This is a genomic window from Mucilaginibacter conchicola, assembly GCF_003432115.1.
In the GTDB taxonomy this organism is placed as follows: domain Bacteria; phylum Bacteroidota; class Bacteroidia; order Sphingobacteriales; family Sphingobacteriaceae; genus Mucilaginibacter; species Mucilaginibacter conchicola.
Genome location: NZ_QWDC01000001.1, coordinates 1945399 through 1957685 on the forward strand (window position 1 = coordinate 1945399; position 12287 = coordinate 1957685).

Here is a 12287-nt window from a genome sequence, read left to right on the forward strand (position 1 = left end):
CTGTAATGATAGCTTTTACCATTTGCGCCAATAACTATATACCAAAAGCACAGGTTTTAGCAAGTTCCATACGTAACACCTCTTCTATACCGGTGTACCTTGTACTGGCCGACTCGCTAAATGATACAATAGATTACTCTCTCTTAAATTTTGATGGCGTTATAACCGTTGAAGAATTGGGTATACCCAACCTGCAATGGATGAAAGAGAATTATCACGTTGTTGAATTTAGCACAGCTGTTAAATCATTTGCATTTACGTACTTTTTTGAGAAAACCTCTGCTGATCATGTTTTCTTTTTTGACCCTGACATAAAGGTTTATTCACCGCTGCAAGATTTAGCTGCTTATTGGGACCACGCCTCGGTATTACTTACGCCACATATTTTAACCCCCATACCGTTTGATAATAAGTTCCCGGGAGAGAACCTTTTCCTGAACCATGGTATATATAACTTAGGATTTCTGGGGTTAAAAAGAGGAGATGTAACAAATACTTTATTGGCCTGGTGGAGTGCGCGTATGAAAGAGAATTGTATTATCTCATTAGCACATGGTTTCTTTGTAGATCAACTATGGTTTAACCTTGCCCCAAGTTTATTTGGCGACGCTAAGGTTATAGAGCAACCAGGCTGCAACATGGCTTATTGGAACCTGCATGAACGGGATGTCACTTTGTCTGATGGTCAATTCCGGGTTAATAATCAACCTCTGTATTTTTACCATTTTAGTGGCTTAGATACCAGTTTAACGCACATTTGCACCACAACAGACTATCGTTATACTTTCCACGAAAAACCAGGCCTGAAATTGCTTTACCAGGATTATGTAGATAACATTAACCAATTTACCCCGGGCCTGTTCAGCAATATCAAATACTTTGATGGTAAATACCCTATCCTGCCGCCAACGCCATCTTTATTTCAAAGGCTGGTTAAAAAGATAAGAGCCCGGTTTTAGTTAATGCCTGTTACTACCGTTTATTTTATTTCTGAAACTGCGCCAGTAAATACCCACGCCAGTTCGGTTGTTTTTTACCGTCATCTCAAAAAATTATCTGAAGATGGGTACCGTGTTGTATGGATAACAGATAACAATTCATATCAGGCTGCAAAAGGCAATGTAGAGCAATGGGAATCTATCGTATTGCCTAACAGGCAGTGGCATTTGCCTCCTTATCGTGGCAAAGGTTTGGCACAGCTATACCGTTTCAACTATTATTATCGCAATTATCTGAAACAGCACATCCAAAAAGATAATGCTATTTTAATAACACATATCAGCGGGCAGTTTTTGGCCCCGTTCTCTGCCTTTGTTCATAGGCGCACAAATTTGCCTTTGGTCAGCTTTTTTCACGACGATATTTTAGAGCTAAATTTTCATAAAAACGCGAAAACGCTGATTCAAAATACGCAAAAAGTTCTTGAGGCCAGTTCCATAGTACTTACTGTTTCTAAAGCTTTTGAAAACAATTGGCCGCAGTACGCTTCAAAATTCAGAATACTTTACCCGGTACCCCATCCTCATAAAGTTTCAGGGAAACCAAAGACCGCATCAAAGGCCATAACAGTTGGATATTCGGGAGCCATATACGATGAAACCCTACCCTATTTTAAACAGGTTTTGCAAAACTTAAAAGGTGCCGATTTTAAATTGGTGATCATCGGCGACAGGAAAAAAACCGATTTTTTAAGTGACCTTTTTCCGGAGTCGTTAACCTGTATAGATCTGTTTGATACTCCTGCAGAGGCATCTCAATTTTTAGTAGATAATTGCGATGCCATGCTTATCCCTTATCCGGGAACAATTGCAGAAATGCCCTGGATAGCTACTTGTTATCCAAGCAAATTTATACAGTATTGCCAGCTAAATTTGCCTACCATGATCATTGCCCCTACTTCTTCGGCAATAGGCGAATGGTGTATCACTAACCAGTGGGGGCTTTACTCAGATAGCTATGAGTCAAATTCGTTACATAAGTTATTAAATAACATAAGCAGCCAAACGATAATAACGCAAATGGCAAACCTTAATGCCGGCGAGTTTAAACCCGAACGTATTTTTCAGGAGCTTGATGATATTTTGCAAAGCATACTTAAACAGCATAATTAAATGCCTGTAGATATTTCTATCATCATACCCTGTTTTAACCGTGTAGCGCTCTTGAGGCAAACCCTCAAAAGTGTAGAGGCAGCAATAGGTGGACTAAATGCAGAAGTTATATTAGTTGACGATGGGTCTGACAGGCCAATTTCTGAGCAGATCACTGATTTTGCTCATCTGCCGCTTGTGATCAGCAGGCAAAAAAATGCGGGCTTAACTACTGCAAGATACAACGGCTTGCTGATGGCAAAAGGAGAATATATACAGTTCCTTGACTCTGACGACCAGGTGGCGGCTAATAAATTCGACGTTCAGCTTAAACAAATGCGGGCTGTTGATGCCGACGTTAGTTACACTGATATTGCAGAATGTTTTATCGCAAACGAAACGGGTAAGCTAACAACAAAACACATATCGCAAATACGGCGTGTTGAAGAAGCGCCCTTGTTTTATATAAAAGTACAGCCGGCTCCGCACAGCCCTATATTTAAGCGGGAATATTTAACATCGGCCATTGCTAAAAGCTTCATCGCATTAAGTCGCGATTATGACCCTATTGCAGAGGTTTGGTTTTATTATAATCTATCTATCCATCCGGCTAAAATAATTAAGATAGATGAACCCTTAACACTATACATCCACCACAACCAGGAACGTATAACCAACCATTGGGAGTGGCAAGGTTTAAGCGCGTTGATGCTGATGCACCAATTTGCGCAGCATTTACCTGGTAATCATGATGTTTATGTTGAAAAGGCTAAAAATTACGTTGCTATAGCCGCATTTAATACCTATCGGGGCTTGCCTTATAACATAGATGCCATGTTACAAGAAGCATTTATTGATATTTGGCGAAAACTGGGAAAAAGTAAAATATCCGATTTGAATGGTGGCAAATATTTTACTTTCTTATCTAAGATCATCGGCCCTGTTACTACTTCCAAACTCTTTAAAAAACTAAATAGAAATAACTATCAACATACAAGAACGGTATCGAAGGCAGAGTTAGACGCTAAGCTTAAGCCGGTTTTGAAATTGATAAAATCATAGTTTACAGGATAACATTCCTTTTTTAAGTGACTAAAAGTACCCTCTGTTATAATTCAGAAGAGATTAAGAGAGCAACACCATCTAATTATTTAGACGGGGAGCTGGATTTTTGCAGAGATGAGTTTTCATACCAAACCAACCAAATCACTATAACCAATTATAAAAATTGTTACGTTACTTTTAGGGGGCATCTATACAACAATAATTACTCACTTGTAAAGAGATCATTAATTGCCAAGCAATTTGATAACAGCGGGTTTGTTAATTATGTAAGGAAAATTGTGCTGGGTAAAAAACGTTTACTAACAGCAGGTAAAACATATCTTCTATGTTTTGATGAGTGGTCTGGCAATCATTATCACTGGATAAATGATTTTTTAACGCGCCTGTGCGTAATAGCCGATCAACTGCATAATTATACCCTCTTATTGCCCGATGTGGCTTACATAAAAAATATAGGCGTTTTGCTATTACCCTACTTCAATTTGCAGCCAAACCAGATAGAATGGATAAAGCCGAACGAAGTTTTAAAAGTAGCTAACCTTAACTTTGTTTCTCACCCGGTGATTACCGGAAAAACGCATGACCGACTTGCTTACGCTTTAAAGAAAAGATTTGTACCACCGCCCGATTGTTCGGTTGACAAAAAACGCAGGATATACATTAGCCGGAGTAAATCATCGCAAAGATTTGTGCTTAATGAAGATGAGGTTATTTCTTTACTAAAACGCTTCGATTTTGAGATTATACACTACGAAGACCTTAATATCCACGAACAAATTAAATTAACCTGCCAAGCCAACATGCTGGTTTCTATACACGGAGCAGGGCTTGCCAATGCAATTTTTATGTCCGACGATAGTGCCGTGCTTGAGTTTAGGCGGGATAATAAGTATATAAATCAATGCTATTGGCACCTCTCATCGGCTTTGCATTTAAAGTATTATTATTTATTTGGTGAACCCGACAGCGATATAGCAATTGAAGGGCATGGCTGTAATCTTACCATTCCGTTAGATAAGTTACAGTTAACTATTGAAAAGATGATAAGCGATCTATCAGATAAATAACCTGTTTATTTTAACAAAGATGCTTAGCGTACAAAACCATTAAATGTCTGTTCTGGGGAAAATAGCATATCACGTTTATCACAGGCCAATAGGTGAACTTCGCCGTATTAAAAAGTTGGGGGTGTTTAACGCTATCAGCATAAGTTTAGCACGCAGGCAAATGGCTTCGGCTTCGCTTAATTTAAAAGAAGTAGCAGATCCCAACCGCCCGGCCTTTCCAATTTACATTTTAACGGGCAAAAAATATTGGTACCAAACCTCGTTTTGTTTATACTCGCTACAGAAAGTATCGCGCAGTATTCAAATCAACGCCGTTTTGTTAGATGACGGTAGCTTTGACGATAAATTGATACGGCAAATTCGTTCACAATTTCCCGGTGTTAGTATTCAAACGGCAGCAGATCTGGAGAAGAAGATGAATGATTTTTTGCCCGTTAGCCGCTATCCTATCCTCAGGAAAAAAAGAGAAACTTATCCCCACATAAAAAAACTTACCGATGCACATGCAGGCGAAAGCGGGTGGAAAATGGTGATCGATTCTGATATGCTATTTTTCAAAGAGCCTGCCTTACTTGAAAATTGGTTAAAGAATCCGTCGGCTCCATTCTTTTTACAGGATCCACAATACGCTTATTATTATACCCCTGATTTGATGACATCATTGGCAGGCGAGCCCATTCATGCAAATTTGAACGTAGGGATGGTAGGCCTTAACAGTGAAGGTATTGATTGGGATAAACTGGAAACCTGGATAGCAAAACTGGAAGCAAGCCAAGGTTCAAACTACCTTTTAGAACAAGCGCTAAGCGCTATGCTTGTTGCCGGCAAATCAATAATCGTAGCGCCCGAAAAAGATTACAGGGTGTTGCCAAACAAACAGGAAGTATTGGCCCCGCATGCCGTGCTTCATCATTACGTAGCAGAATCTAAGGAATGGTACTTTAAAAAAGCGTGGCAGAAACTGTTATGAATTATCCGCTGGTATCAATAATAATCCCTGTTTATAATGCCGAAAAACACCTTGCTCAATGCATCGAATCTGCCATGGCGCAAACGTGGCCAAATAAAGAACTCATTATAGTTAATGACGGCTCAACCGATGATTCATTTAAAATTGCAACATCTTACAGTTGTAGTTGGATAAAAGTATTTGACAGGCCGAATAAAGGCGCAAGCGCAGCAAGAAACGAAGGGATGCGAAACGCACAGGGTGAATACATACAATTTTTAGACGCCGATGATCTTATAAGCGCCGACAAAATTGAGAAACAGGTAACGGCACTATTAGGCGATAGCAACAAGTTAGCGGTTTGCAGTACCGTACATTTCTTTGATGATGATGACCCGGCGCTTAGCAGTGCTTCTGCTTATGAAGACCGTTTTTTAATAGATGCACCACCCGAACATTTTCTGATAAACTTATGGGGCGGATACAGTGATAGTGGTTCGATGGTTCAACCCAATGCCTGGCTTATACCGCGGGGTATAGCAAACAAAGCCGGCTGGTGGGATGAGCAGCTTAGCCTGGACGATGATGGAGAATACTTTTGCCGGGTGGTTTTAGCATCAGAAGGCATAAAAAAAACCGAGGGATATAATTATTACAGGAAATACCGTAACCAAAATAGTCTCTCGGCATTTAAGTCGCATAAAGGGATGAATAGTCTTTTACTATCCGTTATATCAAAAAAAAGCAACCTCTTAAAACGCAGCCAGGCAAAAGAGGCCCGGTTTGCTATCTACAAGTTGTTAATGGATATAATGGTTTCTTCATATCGCCGGTATCCCGATATCTACGCACGGGCTTTGAAAGAGCTTCCTGCGCATTCTCCATCGGGTTACAAGCCATCAATTGGTGGGCCTTTGGCTTCATTAGTTGCCCGTATTGCGGGTTGGAAAACAGCACGCACTTTACAATTAGCTTTAAAGGGCTTAAAAAACGTCAAGTTCAAACGCTGAGTATATATATCCGGGATTAACTAAATTTTAATCGTCGCAATGATCACCCTTAATTTATTTTACGAAGAACCAGACCCGGATCGTTGGTTTAAATTTGATAGATATCCGCGTAGATACATAAGGAGATTGATAAGAGGCAGATCAAGACCGGGCGGCCCCCAAATGGTTGCTATAAATTTGATAAAAGGCTTAGACAAAATAGGCGCACCCTATCGCATAAATGACTATCGGTATATAAAAAAACATCCAACAGAGATAGCGTGCATTATTGGCAAACCTCATCTGTTGTTTGATAAGAAATGGAAAAACCCGGTAATCTTGGGTGCCGCTATATATTCACACCCGGTTGACCATCCGGACCTGTTTAACAAATATCCGCAGGTAAAACGTGTTTTAGTACCCGGTGAATGGATATGTGATATGTTTAAGCCTTACTATGGCGATAAAGTAATTGCATGGCCGGTGGGCACAGATACTACAGATTGGCAACCTTCAGACCATGCACCAAAATATGATTTCCTGGTATATAATAAACTACCTAATTCTCCCTACCAGAGTGTACTGTTAAAACCAATATTGGAGCTACTGGCAAAACGAGCGTTATCGTATCAAATAGTTACCTACGGCAGCTATGATCAGCAAGAACTAAAAGAAAAATTAAGCCAATGCCGGGGTGCTATTTTCTTATCGCGAAGCGAAACACAAGGGTTGGCATACCAGCAAATATTAGCTACAGATACACCGATATTAGCCTGGGACCGTGAAGGATTTTGGGAAGACCCGGAATATTACCCGCATAGGGTGCAATACCAACCTGTGTCGTCTGTCCCCTATTGGGATAAGCGTTGCGGAGTAAAATTCAGCGGGCCTGACGATCTTGAAGCACAGCTCGATTTGTTTTTAAAAAAAATACAGGATTTTAAACCACGGGAATATATTCTGGAAAATTTAACACTTGAGCACTGCGCTCAAAAGTATGTCCAAATTTATAAAGAGGTTTTAAAAGAATTAACTTGAGAATATTACTGATCATGGACCCGGGGATACCGGTGCCCCCTAAACTATATGGCGGGCATGAACGACTGGTATACCTTTTTGCCGAAGAATATGCAAAACTGGGGCACCAGGTAACTTTATTGGCCGGGCCCAATTCGCATATCAGCGGGTCGGTTATAACGTTTGGCGTCAACGAGATCAACAGATCAAAAAGGCAACGTTTTAAAGAGGTACTTTTCGCCTGGAAATGGCTGCATAATAACAGCACTGGGTTTGATCTTATACATAATTTTGGTCGGCTTGTTTACTTGTTGCCGCTTTTAAACAGGCCTGCAAAAAAAATAATGACCTACGGCCGACCGGTGTCGCAACGCGGTATCCGGTTAGTTAATAAGTTGCCTAACCGAAATATGATATTTACTGCCTGTAGTAATTATTGTGTATCAACAGGTAATGTGGCCGGCCGGTGGGAAACGGTTTACAATGCCATTAATTTCGCAGATTATCAATTGGTAGAGCAAGTTGATGACGAGGCTCCGCTAATGTTCCTTGGGCGGTTGGATCAAATCAAAGGGGCGCACGTGGCTATTCAGGTAGCCAAAGCTACCGGGAAGCGCTTGTTACTGGCCGGAAATATTTCTGACCAGGAAGATGGCAAAGCTTACTTTGATTCAGTAATAGCACCACAGATAGATCAACAACAGATCATATACCTTGGCCCGTTAAATGACGAACAGAAAAACCTGTACCTGGGGCAAGCATCGGCTTTGCTTTTCCCGATAAGCTGGGACGAGCCTTTTGGTTTAGTAATGATAGAGGCAAATGCCTGCGGCACTCCGGTAATTGCTTTTAGGCGCGGCTCCGTTCCCGAAGTAATTGAACCGGGGGTAAACGGAATAATTGTAGATAACGTTGATGAGATGATAATTGAGGTTGACAATGCTTTAAAGATAAACCGTAAAAGCTGCCGCCAGCGGGCCGAACAGCGTTTCGATGTTAAAAATATAGCACTTGATTATTTAAACCTGTGATAGAATAGCTTGCATCCATTATTGTTAAATGTCTAAAATAGTTATTATCACATCCGGGCAGCCTGCCTTAAACCCGCGTTTAGTGAAAGAAGCTGATGCGTTGACAGAGGCCGGGCATAAAGTGGTAGTAATTTACGCCTACTGGAACAGATGGGGGCATTTATTTAATCAAAAATTACTGGAAGAAAAATCATGGACAACGATTTGCGCAGGGGGCAATCCAGAAACAAATAAAGTAATCTACACACTCAGTAAGATAGTTTATAAACTCAGCACATTATTTACCCGGCTCACCGGTAAAATGTGGTTGGCAGAATGGGCTATTGGCCGCCCGGCGCCCTTCTTAATGCGGGCTGCTGCAAAACAAACTGCAGATCTTTACATTGGGCACAATTTAGCAGCGTTACCCGCTACCATTAAAGCTGCAAAAAAGCAAAAGCAACCATGCGGATTTGACGCCGAAGACCTTCACCGCTATGAAGTTAGTTCGGATCCAAATCATCCTGATGTTATCTTAAAAAGTTTTATCGAAGATAAGTACCTGCCACAACTGGATTACCTTACTGTAAGTAGCCAACCTATTGGGAGTGCTTATCAACAATTATTCCCGTTAAGTGCACCGAAAATAGTGCGCAACGTTTTCCCAAAGAGCGATATAACCCCGCCGCCCTTAAACCGCCCTAACATGCCAATAAGGCTATTTTGGTTTTCGCAAACTTTAGGTAGCCAACGCGGGTTGCAGGATATAGCAGGTGCTTTAGCAAAACTATCACGGGAGCGCTTTGAGCTGCATTTGCTTTGCGATCAACCAGCCTATACTCTGAGTTTTAAGAAAGAGCTGATAGCGTGCGGGATAAATATCTTTTTTTATGATCCTTTGCCTGCTGATCAGATCGTGGCCTTTGCCTCGCAATTTGATATTGGCCTGGCCACAGAGCCGGGGTTTAGTATCAACAATGATTTTGCATTAAGCAATAAGCTATTTACATATTTACAGGCTGGGTTATTTATTATAGCAAGTGCCACTACTGCACAAAAAGCCTTTATTGAACAATATCCTGATGTTGGTAGTTTGTTCCAGTCTGGTAATATTCAAGCTTTGATTACGCTGCTATCGGCGTTAGAGGATAATCCGGTTACTATAAAAACGGGGCAAGCGGCCTCCATTAAATTAGCCCGGACAGAACTAAATTGGGAAGCTGAAAAATTGGTGTTTTTATCAGCAACAGATGAGGCAATGAAAAGATGAAGCGAGTACTGATCATCAGCCCTAATTTCCCGCCATCAAATGCTGCAGATATGCAACGCGTTAGGATGAGTTTGCCCTATTTTAAAGAGTTTAATTGGCAAGCCGAGGTAGTTGCTGTAGATGAACGATATTCTGACTTGGTTAAAGATGAACTTTTACTTGAAAGTTTACCCATTGAAGTCAAAATTCACAAGGTAAAGGCGCTGGAAAAGAAATGGACCTCAAAGGTTGGTTTGGGTAGCCTCGCCTTAAGATCAATGTGGTACTATCGCAAAAAGGTAAATTCTTTGCTTAAGGCCCGTAAGTTTGATCTTATATATTTTTCAACTACGGAGTTCCCGGTATGTATACTTGGAGCTTATTGGAAAAGAAAATTCGGGGTTCCTTATATTATAGATATGCAGGACCCCTGGCATTCAGATTATTACCAGGATAAACCCAAACATCAACGCCCCGCTAAATATTGGTTTTCATACCGTCTTAATAAATACCTTGAGCCTATTGCCATTAAAAGCGTTGATGGCTTAATAAGTGTATCTGAAAGTTACCTTAAAACTTTGAATAACAGATACCCAATTTTAAAAAATATCCCCCAGGCTACCGTCACATTTGGTGCCTACGAAAAAGATCTTAAAATAGCGCTTGATAACAGCCATAGATTTGCGCCGTTATTAGACTCTGCATTTAAAAATATTGTTTACGTTGGCAGAGGTGGTGCAGATATGCGTAAAGCTTTAGAAATGCTGTTTGAGGCTTTAAAACAAAAGACTCTTGAGAACGCTGAACTTGTCAATAAATTGAAATTTTATTTCATCGGTACAAGTTACGCGCCTAAGGGCTTGGGGCAAGCCAGCATCTTGCCTATTGCTTACCAGTATGGGCTACAAAACAATGTTATCGAGGTTACGGATAGAATAAGTTACTATCACACCTTGTTGACCTTAAAACAAGCTGATGCTTTATTTATTCCGGGATCTGACGATCCGGGTTATACGGCATCAAAGATCTATCCCTATTTACTAACTGCTAAACCATTGCTTGCAATTTTTAATAGACAAAGCAGTGTGGTGCCCATCTTAAAAAAATGTACTATACACGCCACAATTTTAACACTGCCTGATGACGAAGAAGGAGCCGATAATGCGATTTTACGTTCTTTAGTAACCAATTGGGCAAATAATGATTTTAAGAATATAGAGGTCACAAGCGAATTTGAAAATTACAGCGCGCGCACTTTAACTCAAAAACAGATTGAATTGTTTAATAAGGTAAATATGAACCATACAGAAGATAACTTTACCGCGATTTGAAAAAACTGGCTATTATTTCAACGCATCCAATTCAATATTATGCGCCGGTATTTAAGTTATTGGCCAAAAGGAATATAATCTCTGTAAAAGTGTTTTATACGCTTGGGCACCAAACTGAAAACTACGACCATGGTTTTAACCAAAAAATTGCATGGGATATCCCCTTGTTAGATGGATATGACTATGAATGGACGAAAAACACATCCCAATCTCCTGGCACACATCATCCCGGGGGGATTGTAAACCCGGATCTAATTAAAGAGATTGAAGAGTTTAAACCGGATGCTTTATTAGTATTTGGCTGGAACTATCGCAGCCATTTAACTATTTTAAAATACTTTAAGAATAAAATACCTATACTATTCAGAGGCGATTCAACCCTGTTGAATAAAACTAACCCTATAAAAGAGATACTAAAGACATTTTACTTAAAATGGGTTTATAGCCATGTTAGTCACGCGTTTTACGTTGGCAAACGCAATAAAGCCTACTTTAAAAAATATGGCTTAAGAGAAAATCAGCTATCATTTGCGCCTCATGCAATAGATAACGAAAGATTTAAAGTTAACCGCACACCGGAAGTTATTCTCCTTAGGGAATCATTGCAGATAGGACCAGACAGTGTGTTAATTGTATACGCAGGAAAATTTGAACCTGTCAAAAATCTAAAACTGCTGGTATCTGCTGTAGCAAGCTTAAACACACCTGATATTCATTTGCTATTGGTTGGAAACGGAGAAAACGAAGCCGACTTAAAGTTGCAAGTTGCTTCTGCTGGCGTTCAATCTAATATTCATTTTATGAATTTCGTGAATCAATCATACATCCCTGTCATTTACCAAGCTGCTGATATTTATTGTCTGCCATCTATGTCAGAAACATGGGGATTATCTGTAAACGAGGCAATGGCTTGTAGAAAAGCAATTTTGGCTTCTGATAAAGTGGGTTGCGCTATTGATTTGGTTAAAAATGATTACAACGGACTTATATTTAAAAGTGATAATGAACTTAGCCTTATGAACGCACTTACCAGGCTAACTCGATCTAAGCAAGCTTTGAAAATTTATGGCGAACGTTCTGCAGAACTAATCGAATCCTGGAATTTCAAATCAATTGCAGAAGCGATCGAAAACCACATGCAGACGAAATAAAAAATTAGCTATTGAAAAGCAACACATCAGAAACGATGCTAACTATTTAAAAATACACCTCTTTTGAAGCCTAAACTACGGGCTTGAAACATCTGCCGCATTCCTACCCATCTAAACCTGCCGCCCGGCACTCTCACACTTCTTTTAAAGATAAAAATCAGACGATTGTAAGTATATTTTGGTCGTCTTACTTTAATTCTTTAGGAATATTTTACTCCCCTTCATAATCTCGTCTCCTATTTAACGTCCCGTTTTACAAAAAATCCTAAATCTAACTGTTGAATCAGTATACCTAACCTTCCCAAGCAGAGACTTTTGTAACTAAAAATTAAAACCAACGTACAACCTATCTGTTTAAAAGATAGCTAA

At 40.0% G+C, this 12287-nt stretch carries 11 protein-coding genes; all 11 read left to right on the forward strand.

What is annotated here, in order from left to right:
- The first annotated feature begins 5 nt into the window (after nt 1–5).
- The 11 genes from D0C36_RS08795 to D0C36_RS08845 all read left to right on the forward strand — a co-directional run bounded on the left by D0C36_RS08795 (nt 6) and on the right by D0C36_RS08845 (nt 11918).
- Complete coding sequence (locus tag D0C36_RS08795) at nt 6–959, forward strand: hypothetical protein (protein ID WP_117391147.1); 954 nt, start codon at nt 6–8, stop codon at nt 957–959.
- Nucleotides 960–962: 3 nt separating this feature from the next.
- The gene (locus tag D0C36_RS08800; RefSeq protein WP_117391148.1) at nt 963–2111 is read left to right on the forward strand and encodes a glycosyltransferase; all 1149 of its coding nucleotides are present in this window, start codon (nt 963–965) and stop codon (nt 2109–2111) included.
- Entirely contained in the window at nt 2112–3152 is a 1041-nt protein-coding gene (locus D0C36_RS08805) for a glycosyltransferase family 2 protein (protein WP_117391149.1), read from the forward strand.
- Between the two features lie 26 nt (nt 3153–3178).
- Nucleotides 3179–4222 carry a glycosyltransferase family 61 protein gene (locus tag D0C36_RS08810; protein ID WP_117391150.1) on the forward strand — a complete coding sequence of 348 codons (1044 nt, stop codon included), beginning with the start codon at nt 3179–3181 and terminating at the stop codon, nt 4220–4222.
- 43 nt (nt 4223–4265) lie between these two features.
- Nucleotides 4266–5192 (forward strand): glycosyl transferase, encoded by a 927-nt coding sequence (locus D0C36_RS08815; RefSeq protein WP_117391151.1) that lies wholly within the window; start codon nt 4266–4268, stop codon nt 5190–5192.
- The gene (locus D0C36_RS08820) at nt 5174–6181 is read left to right on the forward strand and encodes a glycosyltransferase family 2 protein (RefSeq protein WP_147321965.1); all 1008 of its coding nucleotides are present in this window, start codon (nt 5174–5176) and stop codon (nt 6179–6181) included. Before D0C36_RS08815 ends, D0C36_RS08820 begins: the two co-directional genes overlap by 19 nt.
- A 285-nt stretch (nt 6182–6466) precedes the next feature.
- A complete protein-coding gene (locus D0C36_RS08825; RefSeq protein WP_147321966.1) occupies nt 6467–7198 on the forward strand; it encodes a glycosyltransferase in 732 nt (243 codons plus the stop codon).
- Nucleotides 7195–8208 (forward strand): glycosyltransferase, encoded by a 1014-nt coding sequence (locus D0C36_RS08830; protein WP_147321967.1) that lies wholly within the window; start codon nt 7195–7197, stop codon nt 8206–8208. Before D0C36_RS08825 ends, D0C36_RS08830 begins: the two co-directional genes overlap by 4 nt.
- A 28-nt stretch (nt 8209–8236) precedes the next feature.
- Nucleotides 8237–9457, forward strand: a complete 1221-nt coding sequence (locus D0C36_RS08835; protein WP_117391155.1) for a glycosyltransferase family protein — start codon at nt 8237–8239, stop codon at nt 9455–9457.
- Nucleotides 9454–10767 carry a glycosyltransferase gene (locus tag D0C36_RS08840; protein WP_233524451.1) on the forward strand — a complete coding sequence of 438 codons (1314 nt, stop codon included), beginning with the start codon at nt 9454–9456 and terminating at the stop codon, nt 10765–10767. Before D0C36_RS08835 ends, D0C36_RS08840 begins: the two co-directional genes overlap by 4 nt.
- The gene (locus D0C36_RS08845) at nt 10764–11918 is read left to right on the forward strand and encodes a glycosyltransferase family 4 protein (protein WP_117391156.1); all 1155 of its coding nucleotides are present in this window, start codon (nt 10764–10766) and stop codon (nt 11916–11918) included. Before D0C36_RS08840 ends, D0C36_RS08845 begins: the two co-directional genes overlap by 4 nt.
- Nucleotides 11919–12287: the final 369 nt, after the last annotated feature.

What these genes read in the sequence shown, in the direction of transcription:
- D0C36_RS08795 (WP_117391147.1), top strand. Translation starts at nt 6, where the DNA reads ATGATAGCTTTTACCATTTGCGCCAATAACTATATACCAAAAGCACAG.
- D0C36_RS08800 (WP_117391148.1), top strand. Translation starts at nt 963, where the DNA reads ATGCCTGTTACTACCGTTTATTTTATTTCTGAAACTGCGCCAGTAAAT.
- D0C36_RS08805 (WP_117391149.1), top strand. Translation starts at nt 2,112, where the DNA reads ATGCCTGTAGATATTTCTATCATCATACCCTGTTTTAACCGTGTAGCG.
- D0C36_RS08815 (WP_117391151.1), top strand. Translation starts at nt 4,266, where the DNA reads ATGTCTGTTCTGGGGAAAATAGCATATCACGTTTATCACAGGCCAATA.
- D0C36_RS08835 (WP_117391155.1), top strand. Translation starts at nt 8,237, where the DNA reads ATGTCTAAAATAGTTATTATCACATCCGGGCAGCCTGCCTTAAACCCG.
- D0C36_RS08840 (WP_233524451.1), top strand. Translation starts at nt 9,454, where the DNA reads ATGAAGCGAGTACTGATCATCAGCCCTAATTTCCCGCCATCAAATGCT.